The 19,148-nt window shown below is 67.8% G+C and carries 16 protein-coding genes, 1 tRNA gene and 1 other RNA gene; 9 read left to right on the top strand and 9 right to left on the bottom strand.

Annotated elements, in window-relative coordinates:
• Nucleotides 1-13 precede the first annotated feature (13 nt).
• Nucleotides 14-478: a peroxiredoxin gene (locus ASC59_RS04355; protein WP_055818695.1), complete on the top strand. Its 465-nt coding sequence runs from the start codon at nt 14-16 to the stop codon at nt 476-478.
• A 24-nt stretch (nt 479-502) separates the two neighbouring features.
• Here the strand turns inward: ASC59_RS04355 and ASC59_RS04350 are convergent, their stop codons facing one another.
• Nucleotides 503-1,192 (bottom strand): hypothetical protein, encoded by a 690-nt coding sequence (locus ASC59_RS04350; protein WP_055818693.1) that lies wholly within the window; start codon nt 1,190-1,192, stop codon nt 503-505.
• Between the two features lie 53 nt (nt 1,193-1,245).
• Between ASC59_RS04350 and ASC59_RS04345 the strand changes: the two genes are divergently transcribed.
• From ASC59_RS04345 to rnpB, 5 genes are all read left to right on the top strand, one after another.
• Nucleotides 1,246-1,318 (top strand) — tRNA-Val (locus tag ASC59_RS04345).
• Nucleotides 1,319-1,352: 34 nt separating this feature from the next.
• Nucleotides 1,353-2,285 (top strand): DMT family transporter, encoded by a 933-nt coding sequence (locus ASC59_RS04340; RefSeq protein ID WP_200942319.1) that lies wholly within the window; start codon nt 1,353-1,355, stop codon nt 2,283-2,285.
• 23 nt (nt 2,286-2,308) lie between these two features.
• Nucleotides 2,309-3,130, top strand: coding sequence for a Nif3-like dinuclear metal center hexameric protein (locus ASC59_RS04335; RefSeq protein ID WP_055818687.1), 822 nt, complete (start codon nt 2,309-2,311; stop codon nt 3,128-3,130).
• A gap of 22 nt (nt 3,131-3,152) precedes the next feature.
• Nucleotides 3,153-3,890, top strand: a complete 738-nt coding sequence (locus ASC59_RS04330) for a zinc ribbon domain-containing protein (RefSeq protein WP_055818686.1) — start codon at nt 3,153-3,155, stop codon at nt 3,888-3,890.
• Between the two features lie 28 nt (nt 3,891-3,918).
• Nucleotides 3,919-4,293, top strand: an RNA gene (gene rnpB, locus ASC59_RS11825) — RNase P RNA component class A.
• Between the two features lie 268 nt (nt 4,294-4,561).
• On the opposite strand, the gene ASC59_RS04325 is transcribed toward rnpB, so the two are convergent.
• From ASC59_RS04325 to ppgK, 7 genes are all read right to left on the bottom strand, one after another.
• Nucleotides 4,562-5,272 (bottom strand): response regulator, encoded by a 711-nt coding sequence (locus tag ASC59_RS04325; RefSeq protein WP_055818682.1) that lies wholly within the window; start codon nt 5,270-5,272, stop codon nt 4,562-4,564.
• Nucleotides 5,273-7,837: an ATP-binding protein gene (locus tag ASC59_RS04320; RefSeq protein WP_055818679.1), complete on the bottom strand. Its 2,565-nt coding sequence runs from the start codon at nt 7,835-7,837 to the stop codon at nt 5,273-5,275. It lies immediately after the preceding gene.
• Nucleotides 7,834-8,451: a potassium-transporting ATPase subunit KdpC gene (gene kdpC / locus ASC59_RS04315; protein WP_055818676.1), complete on the bottom strand. Its 618-nt coding sequence runs from the start codon at nt 8,449-8,451 to the stop codon at nt 7,834-7,836. The genes ASC59_RS04320 and kdpC overlap by 4 nt, the downstream gene beginning before the upstream one ends.
• Before the next feature lie 22 nt (nt 8,452-8,473).
• Complete coding sequence (kdpB, locus tag ASC59_RS04310; protein ID WP_055818675.1) at nt 8,474-10,636, bottom strand: potassium-transporting ATPase subunit KdpB; 2,163 nt, start codon at nt 10,634-10,636, stop codon at nt 8,474-8,476.
• A 3-nt stretch (nt 10,637-10,639) separates the two neighbouring features.
• Nucleotides 10,640-12,316: a potassium-transporting ATPase subunit KdpA gene (gene kdpA / locus ASC59_RS04305; RefSeq protein WP_055818673.1), complete on the bottom strand. Its 1,677-nt coding sequence runs from the start codon at nt 12,314-12,316 to the stop codon at nt 10,640-10,642.
• Nucleotides 12,317-12,406, bottom strand: a complete 90-nt coding sequence (locus ASC59_RS17135; RefSeq protein WP_055818670.1) for a potassium-transporting ATPase subunit F — start codon at nt 12,404-12,406, stop codon at nt 12,317-12,319.
• 227 nt (nt 12,407-12,633) lie between these two features.
• A complete protein-coding gene (gene ppgK, locus ASC59_RS04295) occupies nt 12,634-13,413 on the bottom strand; it encodes a polyphosphate--glucose phosphotransferase (protein ID WP_055818668.1) in 780 nt (259 codons plus the stop codon).
• A 40-nt stretch (nt 13,414-13,453) separates the two neighbouring features.
• Between ppgK and ASC59_RS04290 the strand changes: the two genes are divergently transcribed.
• The gene (locus ASC59_RS04290; RefSeq protein ID WP_055818666.1) at nt 13,454-13,642 is read left to right on the top strand and encodes a hypothetical protein; all 189 of its coding nucleotides are present in this window, start codon (nt 13,454-13,456) and stop codon (nt 13,640-13,642) included.
• A gap of 143 nt (nt 13,643-13,785) precedes the next feature.
• Here ASC59_RS04290 and panB read toward each other — a convergent pair whose 3' ends face one another.
• Nucleotides 13,786-14,640: a 3-methyl-2-oxobutanoate hydroxymethyltransferase gene (gene panB / locus ASC59_RS04285; protein WP_055818664.1), complete on the bottom strand. Its 855-nt coding sequence runs from the start codon at nt 14,638-14,640 to the stop codon at nt 13,786-13,788.
• 70 nt (nt 14,641-14,710) lie between these two features.
• Here panB and ASC59_RS04280 point away from each other — a divergent pair, with 70 nt between their 5' ends.
• Together ASC59_RS04280 and ASC59_RS04275 are read left to right on the top strand one after the other, a co-directional pair.
• A complete protein-coding gene (locus ASC59_RS04280) occupies nt 14,711-16,048 on the top strand; it encodes a glutamine synthetase family protein (protein WP_055818662.1) in 1,338 nt (445 codons plus the stop codon).
• 10 nt (nt 16,049-16,058) lie between these two features.
• On the top strand, nt 16,059-19,076 hold the full coding sequence (locus tag ASC59_RS04275; RefSeq protein WP_055818660.1) for a bifunctional [glutamine synthetase] adenylyltransferase/[glutamine synthetase]-adenylyl-L-tyrosine phosphorylase: 3,018 nt from the start codon (nt 16,059-16,061) through the stop codon (nt 19,074-19,076).
• Nucleotides 19,077-19,148 lie beyond the last annotated feature (72 nt).

The raw sequence follows: 19,148 nt of genomic DNA, 5'->3' as shown, positions 1-19,148 counted from the left end.
AGGGAGGTCGCTCGTGAGTGTGCAGGTCGGCGATATCGCCCCGGGATTCTCGCTCGTCAACCAGTACGGGGCGGATGTCTCCCTCGAGGCGCTGAGGGGGCGGAAGGCCGTCGCCCTCGTGTTCTTCCCCCTGGCGTTCTCGCGCACCTGCTCGGGGGAGCTGTGCGAACTCCGCGACAACCTGTCCATCTTCGCCGCCGAGGGAGTCGAACTCCTCGGTATCTCGGTGGACTCGAAGCACACCCTTCGGGCGTGGGCCGAGGCTGAGGGATTCGGCTTCGATCTGCTCGCCGACTTCTGGCCGCACGGAGCCGTCGCGTCGTCGTACGGAGTGTTCCTCCCGGAACGCGGCTACGCCGGGCGGGCGACCTTCCTCATCGACGCCGAGGGGATCGTGCGGGCTCGCTTCGAGAGCGAGCCGGGGGAGCCCCGGCCCCTGGCCGCCTATCGGCAGGCGTTGACAGCGCTCACGCGCTGAGCGGCATCCGCCAGTCGGATTCGCTCAGCCGATCAGGCTCACCGCACGGGCGATCACGAGGGCGAGGATGACGAAGCCGCCGAACGCCTCCAGGCCCATGAGCATCTTCGCTCTCGGTGACAACGGCATGGTGTCCGTCGGGCTGAACGCCATGGAGTTCGACATCGAGAAGTACAGGTAGTCGACGAAGGCCGGCGTCCAGTCGATGGCGCGGGACGATCGTCGGGCGACCTCGTCGACGGCGTCGTGGTCCTCGTCCTGCGGGAAGCGGAAGTCGGCGACGGGCAGGTCGGTGCGCTTCGCCATGGTTCGCATGACCGGGCCGCCGCGGTCGATCTCCCAGTACAGGAGCGCGAACCCGATCACGTTGGTCACCCAGACCTGCAGGGCCGACTGGAGGAGCTTCGGACCCTCGTCCGATCCTCCGACGAGGAGGAAGATGAGGAACACGAGCGTGACCTGGTTCGACAGCACGACGACACAGGCCAGGGTGACGGAGACCGTACGGGACCACGACGTCTCATTGTCGAGACGATGGGGGTTGATGACAATCAGCGGGATGAGCAGCACGATGCCGATTCCGACCACGACGAATCGCTGCACCTGCAGCAGGTCGTTCGGGATGAGCGCGTAGATGAGGAGAGCGAACACCAGCGCCGCCACCGCCGGCCAGCGGTGTTCGGATCGTGCGGTTCGACTCGGATGGCGCTCCATGGCCGCGAGTCTAGGCGCGCTCCGGTAGAATCGTTTCGAACCTCGCGCGTCGAGGGCCTTTAGCTCAGTTGGTAGAGCGCCACGTTTACACCGTGGATGTCATCGGTTCGAGCCCGGTAGGGCCCACCCATCTTCTCCGGTCCGATAGCCTGCGGGCATCGTGACGAACGTATCGGCTCCTGCGGAGCACTCTTCAGGCCTGCGCGGCGTTCTCCCCATCGTCATCGCCGCCCTGCTCTGGGGGACGACAGGCACGGCGGCGCACTTCCTGCCCGACGACGTGAGCCCGCTCGCGACAGGCGCGGCGACGATGGCCATCGGCGGCGTTCTGTTGTTCGCGGTCTCGGCCGGTGGCGCCCTCGCTGCTCTCCGCGACCGCAGGAGCATCGGCTGGCTGCTGCTCGGTGCGCTCGGAGTGTTCGTGTACCCGCTGGCGTTCTACTCGTCGATGCACCTGGCTGGCGTCGCTGTGGGCACAGTCGTGTCCCTCGGCGCGGCGCCCGTGTTCGCGGCCGTTCTCGAGTTCCTCGTCGACCGTCGACGAGTGACGCTGCGGTGGGCTGTCGCCACCACTGTGGCCGTCGTGGGTGTCGTGCTGCTGGCGACGGGAGGATCGGCGGGGACGGATGCCGCAGCATCCGTCTGGGGAGTCGTGCTCGGCATCATCGCGGCGCTCAGCTACGCGCTGTACACCTTCGCGAGCGAACGGGCCATCGGGGCGGGTCACTCCTCGCGGTCGGTGATGGGGGCGCTCTTCGGTGTCGGCGCCGTGTTGCTCGCACCCGTGCTGCTGGTGACGGGCGGACCGCTGGTGCAGAGCGGGTCGAGCATCGCGATCACGGGGTATCTCGCACTCGGCCCGATGTTCGTGGCGTACCTGCTGTTCGGTGCCGGCCTGCGCTGGGTGCGCAGCAGTTCGGCGACCGTCATCACCCTCATCGAGCCAGCGGTGGCCACGGTGCTGGCCGTCGTGATCGTCGGTGAACGCTTCGACCTGATGGGCTGGCTCGGCCTCGCGCTCGTCGCACTCGGCATTCTGCTTCTCGTGCTGCCCGGGCGCCGTCCGACGGCTCTGGACGCGCCGAGACTCTGAGTGCCCGACGATAAGGTTGATGCGTGCCGACTTCCCTCTCCGACGTACTCCAGGTGGTGCAGGAACTCTGGCCTGTCGAGAACGCCGAGGCCTGGGACGCCCCGGGGCTCGTCACAGGTGATCCGTCGGCACCGGTCGAACGGATGCTCCTCGCCGTCGACGCCGTCGGCGTCACGATCGACGAGGCCATCGCCACCGAGAGCGACCTGCTGCTCGTGCACCACCCGCTGCTGCTGCGCGGGGTGACGAGCATCGCCGAGGACCGCTACAAGGGCTCGCTCCTGAGCCGTCTGATCCGAGCGGACTGCGCCCTGCTCGCGGCGCACACGAACGCCGACATCGTCGAGCGAGGCACCAGCGCGGTGCTGGCGGATGCTCTCGGCCTCATCGACGCGCTCCCCATCGTTCCCGGTGCCGCCCCCGATACCGGACTCGGCCGCGTCGGTCACCTTGCGGAGCCGACGACACTCGGACGTCTGGCGCGCACCCTCGCCGACGTCCTGCCGCCGACGGCATCCGGCATCCGGGTGTCCGGCGAGATCGACGCGCGGGTGCAGACGATCGCGCTGTGCGGCGGCGCGGGCGACTCCCTGCTCGGGCACCCGGAGGTCACCGGAGCCGACGTCTACATCACGGCCGACCTGCGCCATCACCCCGCCTCGGAGGCTCGAGAGCAGGCCGTGCTCGCCGGACGTGGACCCGCGCTCATCGACGTCTCGCATTGGGCCAGCGAATGGCTCTGGCTCGACGCGGCCGCGGACCAGCTCCGCTCTGCACTTCCGGAGCTCGAGGTGACGGTGAGCGACCTGCGCACCGATCCCTGGGACTTCGTCATCGTCCAGTAATGCATCACCAGAGGAGAACCACGTGAAGGCCACCCCCACGGAGCAGAAGGAACTTCTGCGACTGCAGGCCATCGACACCCGCGTGCAGCAGTTGACCCATCTGCTGGCGAACCTGCCCGAGGACAAGGCACTGGCCGCCCTCGCGGCGAAGTCCGAGGACGTGCGGCGTCGCCTCATCGGCGCTGTCGGAGACCTCGACGACGCGAAGCTCGAACTGACCCGCCTGGAGTCCGACGTCGCCGTGGTGGAGGCCCGCATCGCGCGCGACAACGACCGCGTTCAGCACACGGCATCGGTGAAGGACATCCAGGCCCTCGAGTCGGAGCTTCTCGCTCTGCGAAAGCGTCAGGGCGATCTCGAGGAGATCGAGCTGAACGTCATGGAGCGCGTCGAGGACAAGGAGGCCGTCGTCGCGGAGATCGAGCGCGAGCGCGCCGTGCTCGCCGACGAGGCGAGCGTGACCACCCAGGAGCGCGACCGCAGCAGGGCGGCACACGAGGGAACGCGGGCCGAGTTGGCTCGCGACCGTGAAGCCGTGTCCGGTTCGGTGCCCGAGGACCTCCGCGAGCTGTACGAGAAGCGTCGCGCGCTGAACGGTGGCGTGGGTGCCGCCCTCATGCAGGCACGCACCTGCCTCGGATGCAACATGTCGCTCACGGGCTCCGACCTCGAGACGATCCGCACCGCGCCCAGCGACGAGGTGCTGTTCTGCCCGGACTGCGGCCGCATCCTGGTACGCACCGAGGAATCGGGCATCTAGTCGCCGCGCTGTAGGATTGCTCCTCGAGTGGGTCGGCAAGACGACCGCGTCATCCGCAGTGCGGATGCCGAGGAACGTCCGGGCTCCGCAGAGCAGGGCGGTGGGTAACACCCACCCGGGGTGACCCGCGAGACAGTGCCACAGAGAACAGACCGCCACGGGCTTCGGCCCGGGGTAAGGGTGAAACGGTGGGGTAAGAGCCCACCAGCGGCCGTGGTGACGCGGTCGGCTCGGTAAACCTCGCCCGGAGCAAGGTCAGACAGGGAACGATGGGGCTGCTCGTCCCGTTCCCGGGTAGGCCGCTGGAGGGCTGCGGCAACGTAGTCCCGAGAGAGATGGTCGTCCAGCCGGAGTCGCGCAAGCGCCCGGTGAACAGAACCCGGCGTACTAGCCGGCCCACTCACTCTCTCGCTTCGCTCGTTCGCAGCAGGTCCACCTACCCTCCGCTGGTCGAGTAGCGACCGAGCGCAGCGAGGACGCGTATCGAGACCACGTGGCCTCGTACCCGCGCTCACAAGGTGATCTCGATACGTGTCCGACTTCGTCGGGCACTACTCGATCAGCGGGTGCGCGGGTCGGGCACTACTCGATCAGCGGGGTGCGGTGGTCGGGCACTACTCGGCGAGCGGCGGATGCGGTGGTCGGGCACTACTCGATCAGCGGGTGGGGCACTACTCGGCGAGCGGCTGGTCGTCCGGCACGAAGCGATAGCCCATGCCCGACTCCGTCAGCAGGTAGCGCGGATGCGCCGGGTCGGGCTCGAGCTTCTTGCGCAGCTGCGACACGTAGAGGCGCAGGTACCCGGTGTCGTTCGTGTACTGCGGCCCCCACACCTCCGTGAGCAGAGAGGTGCGCGTGACGAGCCGGCGCGGGCTGCGCACGAGCACTTCGAGCATCTTCCACTCCGTCGGAGTGAGCCGAACGATGGCGGGCTCAGCAGCTCCATCCGTAGACCGCAGAACCTGGTGCGCCGCGAGGTCCACCGTGATGTCGCCGAACCGCACGACGGGCTCGTCGCTCTGCGCCGGAGTGCGACGTGTGAGCGCGCGGATGCGGGCGAGCAGTTCGTCGATCGCGAAGGGCTTCGTCACGTAGTCGTCAGCCCCGGCGTCGAGGGCGTCGACCTTGTCAGCGGAGTCCGCGCGACCCGAGACGACGAGGATCGGCACTGCGCTCCACCCGCGCACAGCAGCGATCACGTCGATGCCCGTGAGATGCGGCATGCCGAGATCGAGCACGATGAGGTCCGGATGCTGTGCAGCGGCCTCGCTGATCGCCTGGCGTCCGTCGTGCGCGACCACCACCTCGTAACCGTGCGCCGTCAGCGTGATGCCCAGCGCCCGCAGGATCTGGGGGTCGTCGTCGGCAAGCAGGATCTTCACTCAGGCTTCTTTCGTCGAGGGAGGGGCGTGCCGGTCGGAGTGGGCGAGAGTTGTGCTGCCGGATGCCGCCAGGCTGATCACCATGGTCAGCCCGCCGCCGGGGGTGGTCTCGGCCTCGAGGGTCCCGCCCATGCCCTCGACGAAACCCTTGGCGATCGCGAGTCCCAGCCCTATCCCCGAGAGATTGTCGGTGTCGCCGAGCCGTTGGAAGGCCACGAAGGCGTCGTCACGGCGGTCCTGGGGGATGCCCGGTCCGTGGTCGATCACGCGCACCTGCACGCGGCCGCCGAAGGTGCTGGCCGTGATGACGGGAACGGTGCCTTCCGGGGCGAAGCGCAGCGCATTGGCGAGGATGTTGACGATCGCGCGTTGGAGGAGTGCCGCATCCGCTCGCATGGTGGGCACGTCGTCGGCGAGCTCGAGCTCGACTGCTCCCGGAGGCAGCTGCAGCTCGTCGAGGACGAGCGGGATCACATCGTCGACGTCGACGTCCGCGAGGGTCACGCCCAGCACTCCGGCCTGCACTCGACTCACGTCGAGCAGGTTCGTGACCAGCGCGGCGAGCGCCTGGAGGGAGACCTCGGCGGTGTCGAGCAGTGCAGCGCGATCATGGTCGTCGAGACGGATGCCGGCAGAACGCAGACTCGTCACTGCGGCCGTCGCCGATGCAAGCGGGCGACGCAGATCGTGGCCGACTGCGGCGAGCAGCGCCGTGCGCACCCTGTCGGCCGCGGCCAGCGGGCCGATCTCCTCGGCGGTTGCGGCGAGGCGGGAGTGCTCGAGGCCGGCGGCGATCTGGGCGATGATCACCCCGAGGAGCCTGCGGTCGGCTGCATCGAGGTCGCGGCCGACGAGCTCGAGCGCCACCGTGTCGGTGACCGGCAGCACCGTGGGCAGCACCCCGTCGGCGGCCGTGCTCGCTGCGGTGGCAGGCGCCTGCCGCGCGGGCTCACCGTCCGCGTACAGCACCGCGTCACCGTCGAGCAGCCTCACCGCAGTGAGGCCGAACGCTTCCCGCGTGCGGGAGACGAGGGCCTGCAGGGCATCGTCGCCGCGCAGAACGCTGCCCGCGACCGTCGCCAGAAGCTCGGCCTCGCTCGCGCGGCGTCGTGAGAGCAGACTCAGCTTGGCGGACTGGTCGACCACATAGCTCACGAGCGCTGCGACCACCATGAAGAGCGCGAGGGCGAGCAGGTGCAGGGGATCGCTGATGGTGATGTGATGCAGCGGTGCCACGAGGAAGAAGTCCAGGCTGAGACCGGAGAGCACGGCGGCGAACATCGCGGGCCAGAATCCTCCGATCAGCGCGACCACGACGACGAGCAGCTGATAGCTCAGGACATCGCTGGCCATCGACGCATCCGAATGGTTCGCGGAGAGCAACAGAGTCAGGAGAGGTCCGAACACCAGCGCCACCGCGAACCCCCATACACGGCGCCGGCGGGTGAGACCGCCCGTGAGCCGGGGAAGCGCGAACCGTCCGCCGGCCTGCGCGTGCGACACGATGTGCACGTCGATGTCGCCCGACTCGCGGATGACGGTCTGGCCGATGCCCTGCCCGCTCAGCAGTGCCGCGAGACGACTGCGCCGGCTGACGCCGATCACCAGCTGAGTGGCATCCGACGCCCGGGCGAAATCGACCAGTGTGCGCGGAACGTCGTCACCGACGACCTGGTGGTAGGAACCGCCGAGCTGCTCGACCAGCGCTCGTTGCTTGGCCAGTGAGCCTGGATTCGCCTCGCGCAGTCCGTCCTGGCTCATCACGTGCACGGCCAGCAGGGCGCCGCCGGCCGCCCGGGCCGCGATGCGGGCGCCGCGTCGGAGGAGGGTCTCTCCCTCCGGGCCGCCGGTCAAGGCGACCACCACGCGTTCGCGTGCCTCCCATTTGGCGTCGATGCCCTGCTCAGCCCGATACCGCTTCAGAGAGCTGTCGACCTCGTCGGCCAGCCATAGCAGTGCGAGTTCCCGCAGCGCTGTCAGGTTGCCGAGCCTGAAGTAGTTGGACAGCGCGGCGTCGATGCGGGTGGCCGGATAGACCTTGCCATCAGAGAGCCGGTCCCTGAGCGCCTGGGGGGCGAGGTCGACGACCTCGATCTGGTCGGCACCTCGCAGAACGGCATCCGGAATCGTCTCGCGCTGCACGACGCCCGTGATCTGCTGCACGACATCGTTGAGCGATGCGATGTGCTGGATGTTCACCGTGGAGTAGACGTTGATGCCGGCGTCGAGCAGCTCGTGCACATCCTGCCAGCGCTTCTCGTTGCGGGAGCCCGGCGCGTTGGTATGAGCGAGTTCGTCGACCAGGGCGTACTCGGGCCGGCGGACCAGCACGGCATCGAGGTCCATCTCGTCGAGGCTGACGCCCCTGTGTTCGACGGCGGCGCGTGGTTGCACCTCGAGTCCGTCCAGAACTGCGGCAGTCGCCTCGCGTCCGTGGGTCTCGACGACGGCGACCAGCACGTCCTTGCCTGCTGCGACGAGGCGATGACCCTCCTCGAGCATCGCGTACGTCTTGCCGACGCCCGGAGCAGCACCGAGGAGGACCCTCAACCGACCGCGAGTCACTGGTTACCCGAATCCATCTCTGCCAGGGCGATGTTCAACTGGAGCACGTTCACCGTCGGTTCGCCGAGATAGCCGAGGTCGCGTCCCTGAATTCTAGACTCGACCAGCTCTGAGACCTCGGCGACGGACAGTCCCCGGGCTTCGGCGACGCGCTGCACCTGCAGGCGGGCGAAATCAGGACTGATGTGCGGATCGAGCCCGGATCCGGATGCCGTGACGGCATCCGCGGGGATCGCATCGACAGGCACGCCGTCGGCCTTCGAGATCGCGGCCTGCCGGTCGCCGATGGCGGTGGCGAGGTCGTCGCTGTTCGGTCCGAGGTTGCTGCCGCTCGAGGCCGCGGCATCCCAGCCGTCGCCTGCCGCCGACGGCCGGGACTGGAACCATTCGGGCAGGGCATCGCCGTCGGCATCCGTGAAGCCCTGGCCGATCAGGCTCGAGCCGATGACCTTGCCGTCGACCCGCACGAGCGAGCCGTTCGCCTGGGCCGGCGCCGCGAACTGACCGACGGCGGTGATGGCGAGCGGGTAGAGAACTCCGAGGAGGAGTGTGAGCACGAGCATCGCGCGAACAGCGACCCAGTACTGGCGGGAGGTCCCGCGGAGGGGAGACATGATGTGTGAGTTCCTTTGCAGATCAGAAGCCGGGGAGGAGGCTCACGACGATGTCGATGAGCTTGATGCCGATGAACGGGGCGATGACGCCGCCGAGACCGTAGATCAGAAGATTGCGACCGAGGATTCCCGAGGCGGATGCCGCTCGGTATCGCACGCCACGCAGGGCGAGGGGGATGAGGATCACGATGATGAGCGCGTTGAAGATCACGGCCGAGAGGATGGCGGAGCCTGCGGAGTGCAGTTGCATGATGTTGAGCACCGCCAGCCCCGGGAAGGCACCGGCGAACATCGCCGGGATGATGGCGAAGTACTTCGCCACGTCGTTCGCGATCGAGAAGGTGGTGAGCGATCCCCGGGTGATGAGCAACTGCTTTCCGATGCGCACGATGTCGATGAGCTTGGTGGGATCGGAGTCGAGGTCGACCATGTTGCCCGCCTCCTTCGCGGCGGAGGTGCCGGTGTTCATGGCGACCCCGACGTCGGCCTGAGCCAGCGCCGGCGCATCGTTCGTGCCGTCACCGGTCATGGCGACCAGGTTGCCGCCCTCCTGCTCGCGGCGGATGAGCGCGATCTTGTCCTCGGGCGTCGCCTCGGCCAGGTAGTCGTCGACTCCTGCCTCCGCCGCGATGGCGCGGGCCGTCAGCGGGTTGTCGCCCGTGATCATGATGGTGCGGATGCCCATCCGACGCAGGTCCGCGAATCGCTCGACCAGTCCGGTCTTCACGACGTCCTTCAGGTGGATCACACCCAACACGCGCCCCGAGCCCGAGACGCTGCGGGTGGCGACGACGAGCGGCGTGCCGCCCGCCTCGGACACCAGGGTCACGATCCGGTCGAGTTCGTCGATCGTCTCGGCCGGCACCGGTCCAGAGCTGCGCACCCAGTCGAGCGCCATGGCCGCCGCACCCTTCCGCACCATCGACCCGTCGGCGTAGTCGACGCCGCTCATGCGGGTCTGGGCGGTGAAAGGCACGACCTCGCCGGAAGCGACGGCATCCGAGGCGTGGCCCTGCCCATCGGCGAGATCGACGACCGACCTGCCCTCGGGCGTCGGGTCGCTGAGAGACGATGCGCGTGCTGCCGAGGCGAGCTCCGAGAGCCCGACACCGGTGAGGGGCACGAACTCGGACGCCTGCCTGTTGCCGTAGGTGATGGTCCCGGTCTTGTCGAGCAGAAGGGTGGTGACGTCGCCGGCGGCCTCCACGGCGCTGCCCGACATCGCCAGCACATTGTGCTGGACGAGCCTGTCCATGCCGGCGATCCCGATCGCCGAGAGCAGGGCGCCGATGGTGGTGGGGATGAGGCAGACCAACAGGGCGACGAGCACCGGAACGCTGGGGGCGGCATCCGAATACCCGGCGATCGGCCCGATGGTCAGCACGACGACGAGAAAGACGATCGAGAGCGTCGACAGGAGGATGTTCAGGGCGATCTCGTTCGGCGTCTTCTGCCTCGAGGCACCCTCGACCAGGCGGATCATGCGGTCGACGAAGGTCTCGCCGGGCTTCGAGGTGATGCGCACCACGATGCGGTCGGAGAGCACGCGCGTTCCGCCGGTCACGGCGCTGCGGTCTCCGCCGGACTCGCGAACCACCGGGGCGGACTCTCCCGTGATCGCAGACTCATCGACCGAGGCGATGCCCCAGACGATGTCGCCGTCGCCCGGGATCAGCTCGCCGGCGACGACCACCACGGTGTCGCCCAGATGCAGGTCGGCGGATGCGGCTTCCTCGATGATCGCGCGTTCGGCCCCGGCATCCGCCAGGGCGTCGTAGGCGACGACCCTCTGCGCGATGGTCGTGGTCCTGGTCGCACGCAGGCTCTGCGCCTGCGCCTTGCCGCGGCCCTCGGCGACGGACTCGGCCAGGTTGGCGAAGATCACCGTCAACCAGAGCCAGATGGCGATCGCGACGGTGAACGACGGCGCCATCTCGCTGCCGCCGGATTGCCGGGACTCGGGCATGAAGGGTTCGACGATGGCGAGGACGGTGGTCAAAGCTGCACCGACCTCGACGATGAACATGACGGGGTTGTGCCACATCGATCGAGGGTCGAGCTTGCGGAGGGCGCCGGGCAGGGCCGTGACCAGTTGCCTCGGTGAGAATGCTCCTGCACACGTCGGTGCTGGCGACGGATGCGGAGACGTCGCCGGGGACGCTGTCGGATCAGTGATGGTGGACATGGATCAGTTCAGCCCTTCAGCCAGGGGACCCAGCGCGAGTACGGGGAAGTAGGTGAGTGCCGACACGATGAGCACGGTGCCGAAGAGGAGACCGATGAAGAGCGGTCTGTGGGTGGGGAGCGTGCCCGAGGTGACGGGGACCCTGTCCTGGGCGGCGAGGGATCCTGCGAGCGCGAGCACGAACAGGATCGGCAGGAAGCGCCCGAGGAACATCGCCACGGCGAGTGCCGTGGTGAACCAAGGAGTGTTCGCCGTCAGCCCGGCGAACGCCGAGCCGTTGTTGTTCGCGGCAGAGGTGAAGGCGTAGAGCACCTCGGAGAGGCCGTGCAGCCCGGGATTCCAGATCGAGGTTCCCTCCACATCGTCGCGCACCACGGGGATGGCGAAGCTCAGTGCGGTGCCGACGAGCACCAGGGTCGGGGTCACGAGGATGTACAGGCTCGCGAGTTTCACCTCGCGGGTCCCGATCTTCTTGCCGAGGTACTCGGGCGTGCGCCCGACCATGAGCCCTGCGATGAAGACGGCGATGATCGCGATGATGAGGATGCCGTAGAGGCCGGCACCGACGCCACCCGGCGCGACCTCGCCGAGCATCATGTTGATCATCGCCATCCCACCGCCGAGAGGGGTGTAGGAGTCGTGCATCGAGTTGACGGCACCGGTGGAGGTCAGTGTGCTCGTCGTCCCGAAGATCGTCGATCCGACGATGCCGAAACGCTGTTCCTTGCCCTCCAGGGAAGCTCCGGCCAGACTCGTCGCCGAACCCGACCCTGCCAGCTCGAAGGCGGTCATGGCTCCGACCGAGACGATGAAGAACGCCACCATCGTCGCGAGGATCGCATAGCCCTGACGGTTGTCACCGACCATCCTTCCGAAGGTGCGGGGGAGCGCGAACGGGATGAGCAGCATCAGGAAGATCTCGACCAGGTTCGTCCACGCCGTCGGGTTCTCGTACGGGTGGGCCGAGTTGGCATTGAAGAACCCTCCGCCGTTCGTTCCCAGCAGCTTGATGGCCTCCTGTGAGGCTGCAGGGCCGCCGGGTATGGACTGCGAACCGCCTGTCAGCGTCGAGGCATCCACGGAGGCGGAGAAGTTCTGGATGACACCGCCGATGATGAGCACCACGGCGAAGACGGCAGCCAGGGGGAGCAGGATGCGGATGGTTCCGCGGAACAGATCGACCCAGAAGTTGCCGATGGTCGGGCTCGAGCGACGAGCGAAGCCGCGAACCAGGGCGATTGCGACGGCGATGCCGACGGCTGCGGAGACGAAGTTCTGCACCGCGAGGCCGAGCGCCTGCACTGTGTAGCCGAGGGTGAGCTCAGGCGAGTACGACTGCCAGTTCGTGTTCGTGACGAAGGAGACGGCCGTGTTGAACGAGAGGTTCTCGGGTACAGCGGGCAGGCCGAGGGCGAAGGGAAGGTACTCCTGGAATCGTTGCGCCGCGTACACCAGCACGATCCCGATGGCGGAGAACGCGATGACACTGCGGAAGTAGCTGGGCCAGGACTGGTCCGAGTCGCTCTTGACGCCGATGAGCCTGTACAGGCCGCGTTCGACGGCGAGGTCCTTCTTCGATGTGAAGACGAACGCCATGTAGTCGCCGAGAGGGCGATAGGAGAGGCCGAGGAGCAGGGCGAGGGTGCCGAGCTGCAGGATGAGGGACAGGAGCGGCGGCATCTAGAAGCGCTCCGGGCGAAGCAGGGCCACCACGAGGTAGGCGACGGCGGCCAGGGCAAGGCCCCCGGCCAGGATGTCGACGACGATCACAGCCGTTCCACCCCACGAGCGATGAGGGTCACGAGGGCGACGAGCGCGACGATCCCCCCGATGAAGACGATGTCGAGCACGAGGATCTCTTCCGATGAATTCGTTGCCCACGGGTTGCCGTGCGCAGTGGCTCGATGGCCACGACTCTCATCGAACTCTTCTCAGAGCGCCAGGATGCCGGTCCTCACGGCTTCCTCACGGTGAGCGAGCGAACGCTCACGCATTCCTCACTTCGTCGTGGCTGCCGCTCCGACACCGAGAGCGACCGCGAGGGCCGCAGCGCCCAGGATGCCCGCGTTGTTGCGGTGCACTGCAGGCACGATCTTCGTGTTCAGCTCGAGGAAGGGGAAGAACTCCTCGTAGTTCTTCGAGACTCCGCCGCCGACCACGAACAGGTCGGGGGTGAAGAGCATCTCGAGGTGGCTGTAGTACTTCTGCAGGCGCTTCGCCCAGTGCTTCCAGTCGAGCTCCTCGCGCTCCATGGCGGAGTAGGCGGCCTTGCTCTCGGCGTCGTGGCCGTTCAGTTCGAGGTGTCCGAGCTCGGTGTTCGGGACGAGCACGCCGTCGTTGATGAGGGCGCTGCCGATTCCCGTGCCCAGTGTCGTGAGCAGCACCACACCAGGGACGTCCTTGGCGGCGCCGAAGCGTGCCTCGGCGTAGCCCGCCGCATCCGCATCGTTCACGAAGTGGATGTCTCGGCCGAGTTCCTTCTCGAACAGCTTCTCGGCTTCGAGTCCGATCCACTTCTTCGACACGTTCGCCGCCGACATGGTGCGCCCGTTCTTGACGACCGCCGGGAAGCACACTCCGACGGCCAGCCCGTCCGCGTGCTTCTCGAGCTTGGCGAGGAGTTCGGATGCCGTCGCGACGATGTCGTCCGGCTCTCCTCCCTTGGGAGTGGAGAGCTTGATGCGGTCCGTCACGAGTTCGCCGGTCGAGAGGTCGACCACTGCTCCCTTGATGCCGGTGCCGCCGATGTCGATCCCGATCGCGTGCTGCGCTGCCATGACAGCAGACTATCGGGCCGCCCGGTCGTAGAATCGCACTATGGCCTCAGACCTCGAACACAAGTACTGGTACAACATGAAGACCGGCGCGGTCGAGCACGGTTTCGAGTCGGCATCGGCCGATCGAGTCGGTCCGTTCGACACCCACGCGGAGGCCGAGCACGCCCTCGAGAAGCTGCGCGAGAACAGCGCCAAGTGGGCGGAAGACGACGCGGCCGAGAACCGCTAGGGCGACCCGGTAGACGAAGTCGGACCCCTACCGCCGATCGAGTAGCGACCGACGAAGTCGGACGCGTATCGAGATCACCGCTGCCGCTGGCCCCGATACGCCTGCTCGCTTCGCTCGCGGGCTATTCGACCAACGGGATGGCCTCACTCGTAGCTGTGCTCCGGCGCCGGGTACACGCCGGATTCGACGTCGGCCCGGTACTGCGTGACGGCGTCGAAGAGCACCGACCTCACATCCGCGTACTGCCGGACGAACTTCGGCACACGGCCGTCGCTCATTCCGGCGAAGTCGGTCCAGACCAGGAGCTGGCCGTCGACGTCGGGCCCGGCGCCGACGCCGATGGTCGGGATCGTCAACTGCTCGGTGACCTTCGCGGCGATTCCGGACGGCACCATCTCGAGAACGACGGCGAAGGCGCCGGCGTCCTCGACGGCGTGAGCATCCTCGAGGAGCTGCTTGGCACCGCTGCCTCGCCCCTGGATGATGTGTCCGCCCAGCCCGTGCTCACTCTGCGGGGTGAAGCCGATGTGGGCCATCACGGGGATCCCGGCGCCGACGATGCGTCGGATCTGCTTGTAGCTGCGCACGCCGCCCTCGAGCTTGACGGCGTGGGCTCCCGTCTCCTTCATGAAGCGCACTGCAGTGTGCAGGGCCTCATCGGGACCGGTCTCGTAGGAGCCGAAGGGCATGTCGGCCACGACCAGGGCGCGGCTGGCCGCATGGGCCACGGCACGGGTCAACGGAATCAGTTCGTCGACGGTCACGGGAAGCGTGGTGTCGTAGCCGAACACGTTGTTGCCCGCACTGTCGCCGACGAGCAGGAAGTCGATTCCGGCCTGATCGAAGATGCGAGCAGTGAGCTGGTCGTAGCTGGTCAATCCCGTGATCGGGATGCCGTTCGCCTTGGCGTTCTGGAAGTGCCTCGTACGGACGCGCCGAGGACCCGAGGTCGCTCCGCCGCCGTAGGGATTGGTCTCCTCGGAGGGCTGCTCTGGCATGTCATCGAGTCTAACGACGTCAAGTCGCACCGTTGCTCGATAGTCTGATGACGTCTAGGAAAGGGCACGGATGGATAAGCAGCGCGACTTCGTTCTTCGCACCATCGAGGAGCGAGGAGTCAAGTTCATCCGCTTGTGGTTCACCGACGTGGTCGGCACCCTCAAGTCGGTCGCCATCGCTCCCGCTGAGGTGGAGGGCGCGTTCGCAGAGGGTCTCGGATTCGACGGCTCGGCGATCGAGGGCCTCACTCGCACCTTCGAGTCGGATCTGCTGGCGCATCCCGACCCGACGACGTTCCAGATCCTGCCGTGGCGCGGAGACGTCGACCCCACGGCGCGCATGTTCTGCGACATCACCACGCCCGACGGTCTTCCCGCAGTCGCCGACCCGCGCAACGTGCTCAAGCGCACCCTCGCGAAGGCCGCCGACCGTGGCTTCACCTTCTACACCCACCCCGAGATCGAGTTCTACCTGCTGAAGTCGTCCAAGTACGGCGAGAACGGGCCGGAGCCCGTCGACAGCGCAGGCTACTTCGACAACGTTCCCGGGGGAACGGCCCACGACTTCCGCCGCCGGTCGGTGCGCATGCTCGAAGACCTGGGCATCTCGGTGGAGTTCAGCCACCACGAGGCCGGCCCCGGCCAGAACGAGATCGACCTGCGCTACGCGGACGCGCTCACCACGGCAGACAACGTGATGACCTTCCGCACTGTCATCAAGGAGGTGGCGATCGAGCAGGGCGTCTACGCGACTTTCATGCCGAAGCCGTTCTCCGACAAGCCCGGCTCGGGGATGCACACGCACATGTCCCTGTTCGAAGGCGATGCCAACGCCTTCTACGAGGCCGGCGCGCAGTACCAGCTCTCGAAGACCGGTCGTCACTTCATCGCCGGACTTCTTCGTCACGCCCCCGAGATCACAGCCGTGACCAACCAGTTCGTCAACTCGTACAAGCGCCTCTGGGGTGGGGGAGAGGCTCCGAGCTTCGTATGCTGGGGTCACAACAACCGGTCGGCACTCATCAGGGTTCCCCTCTACAAGCCCAACAAGGGCCAGAGCGCCCGGGTGGAGTACCGCGCGATCGACTCGGCCGCGAACCCGTACCTGGCGTACTCGCTCATCCTCGCCGCCGGACTCAAGGGCATCGAGGAGGGCTACGAGCTTCCTCCTGAGGCCGAGGACAACGTGTGGGGGCTCTCGGACACCGAGCGCCGTGCGCTCGGTTACAACGCCCTGCCGGCCAGCCTCGACCACGCGGTGTCGATCATGGAGGACTCCGAGCTGGTCGCCGAGACTCTCGGTGAGCAGGTGTTCAACTACGTCCTGCGCAACAAACGCGAGGAGTGGGCCGCCTACCGCACGCAGGTCACGCCCTACGAACTGCGCACCAATCTCGAGATCCTCTGACCGCTGACGGATGCCGGAACAGCGCTTCACCCTCACTGAGCTCGCCCGCGTCGGCTTCTCCGACCTGAGTTCTGCGGCAGAGGATCTCGCGGAGCTCGGCCGAGCCACAGGCGTGGACGCGCGGGAGCTGCTGCCGGTCTTCGCCAGCGCGGCAGCACCGGACGCTGCCCTCGGCGGCGGTCTGGCTCTCACGCGCCAGGCTCCGGATGCCGTGCGCGGTGTCCTGCAGAATCCGGATGCCGCCAGACGCCTGGTCGGGCTGCTCGGAGCCTCGACGGGCTTCCGCGAGTTCTTCCTGCGTCAGCCGGATGAGCTCGTCGCCTTCGCTGACAGACTCACGAGCCTGCCGAGCGCCGCCGAACTGCGGGAAGACCTGGTGAGGGTCGCGACCACCGGCGCCGTCGCCGACCCGGCGGGCGACGATGACGCCTGGACTCGACTGCGCGTCCGGTACCGCAGTTGGCTCGCGCGCATCGCATCCTTCGACCTCGAGCAGGCCGATCCTGTCGCCGGCCTCGACGCGGTGGCGTCCACTCTCTCCGACCTCGCGGCAGCGGCTCTCGACGCCTCGCTGGCCGTCGCGCGTGTCGCCGTCTCCCGTCCCGACGACGGCCCGGCCGCCCCGGGTACCTTCCCAGCCGCGGAGGTCGAGAACACCCTCATCACCGTCATGGGGATGGGGAAGGCAGGGGCGTCCGAGCTCAACTACCTGAGCGACGTCGACGTGATCTTCGTTGCTGCCGCTGAGGAGACATCCGAGCTCGAGACGGGCAGGGCCGTCGACATCGCGACCAGGCTAGCGATGCTCACCATTCGCGGGATCGACGGCCTGGGCAGCGAGCCGGGCCTGTGGGAGGTCGATCCGAACCTGCGCCCTGAGGGCAAGGACGGAGCCCTCGTCCGCTCGCTCGAATCGCATCTGGCCTATTACGAGCGTTGGGCGAAGAACTGGGAGTTCCAGGCATTGCTGAAGGCCCGGCCCCTGGCCGGCGACCAGGGCCTGGGCGAGCGCTACCTCGCGGGGATAGCTCCCAAGGTCTGGACCAGTGCGTCCCGCGAGGGCTTCGTCGCCTCGGTCCAGGCCATGCGGCAGAGGGTCACCGACAACATCCCCGACGACGAGGTCGACCTGCAGCTCAAGCTCGGGCCCGGAGGCCTCCGCGACATCGAGTTCACGGTGCAACTGCTGCAGCTCGTGCACGGTCAGGACGATCCGTCGGTGCGGGCCGCCGGAACGCTTCCCGCACTCGAGGCCCTCGCCGAGAACGGCTACATCGGTCGCGTCGAGAGTGCCGAGTTCGCCCGCGACTACAGGATGCTGCGCCTCATGGAGCACCGCATCCAATTGCGGCAGCTCACCCGCACGCACCTCATGCCGCGTGACCCCGACGAGAGGCGCGCGATCGCCAGGGCCACGGGTCTGGCGAACAGCGCCGAGGCGCTCACCGCCCTGTGGGCCGATCTCAAGCATCGCGTCCGTGGTCTGCACGAGCGCCTCTTCTACCGACCGCTGCTGTCGGCTGTTGCGGCGATGCCCGCTGAGGGCCGAGCGCTCACGAGCGCTCAGGCCGAAGCCCGTCTCGCGGCGATCGGCTTCCGCGACCCCCACGGCGCGCTCGCCCACATCGCTGCGCTCACAGCCGGGGTCTCGCGACGTTCCACCATCCAGCGACACCTCGTGCCGGTCATGCTGCAGTGGTTCTCCGAAGGGGCAGACCCCGACTACGGTCTGCTCGCGTTCCGGCGCCTGAGCGACAGTCTGGGCTCCACCTACTGGTACCTGCGCATGCTGCGAGACTCCTCGGGGGCGGCGCAGCGCCTCACCAGAGTGCTGTCCAGCTCGCGCTTCGTCGGCGAGCTCCTCGACCGCATTCCCGAGTCCGTCGCCTGGCTGGAGGATCTCGAGGAGCTCCGCCCGCGCAGTCTCGCGTCGTTGAGGGAGGAGACGGCCGCAGTCCTCGCCCGGCACGATTCGGCCGACACCGCAGCCGGAGTGCTCAGGTCGATGCGACGCCGCGAGGTGCTGCGCGTGGCGTTCGCCTCCATCCTCGACGCCTGCACCGTCGAGGAGCTCGGCTGGGCGCTGGCCGACATCACCGCCAATCACATCGACGGTGTGCTCGCCGCGGCCCGCGGCACCGCAGACGACGGGATCGAATTCGCGATCATCGCGATGGGGCGTTTCGGGGGTCGAGAACTCGGATTCGGATCCGACGCCGACGTCCTCTATGTGCACCGGGCAACGACAGCGGAGCCAGAGGCGGCGCAGCGGCGCGCGCAGCACCTCGTGGCCGAGGTGAAGCGCCTCACCGAGGAGGCGATCCTTCCGCTCGACCTCGACGTCGACCTCCGTCCCGAGGGCAAGAACGGCCCGATCACCCGCTCGCTCGAGTCGTACCGCGCCTACTACGCCCGCTGGTCGCTCACCTGGGAGGCCCAGGCCCTGCTGCGCGCCCGCGCCATCGCCGGCGACCAGTCGCTGCGTCGTGACTTCGAGGAGATGGCGGCTCCCGTGCGCTATCCATCGGAACTCAGCGAACTCGACATCCGCGAGGTCAGGCGCATCAAGGCGCGAGTGGAGAACGAGCGCCTTCCGCAGGGCGCGGATCCCACGCGACACCTCAAGCTCGGACGCGGCTCCCTCAGCGACGTCGAGTGGCTCGTGCAACTGCTCCAGTTGCAGCACGCCCACGCCATCCCCGAGCTGCGCACACCGTCGACGCTCGAGGCGTTGACGCGTGCCACCGAGGCCGGCCTCATCGGTGAGACGGACGCCGAGACGCTGCGCGCGGCCTGGATCTTCGCGTCCCGTGCCAGGTCCGCCATGACCCTGTGGCTCAACAAGACGGCCGACGTGCTGCCCAGCGACCGCATCCAGCTCGACGGCGTCGCGAGAATCCTGTCGTACCCACCCGGCTCGTCAGCCCAGTTGGAGCAGGACTACCTGGCTGCCACCCGGCGTGCCCGCATGGTGTTCGAGCGCCTCTTCTACGGCTTCGCCGAGACGGCGCCTCCCACCACGGGCTGACGGATCCTGCCGGCGAAACGCCGTGCTTCCGTCGGCGAGCCGGCCGAGCCGGCCGAGCCGACAACGAGAACG

Source organism: Leifsonia sp. Root1293 (assembly GCF_001425325.1).
Taxonomy (GTDB): domain Bacteria; phylum Actinomycetota; class Actinomycetes; order Actinomycetales; family Microbacteriaceae; genus Orlajensenia.
Note: the sequence above shows the minus strand (reverse complement) of the source record. Positions and strands in the feature narration are given on the sequence as shown.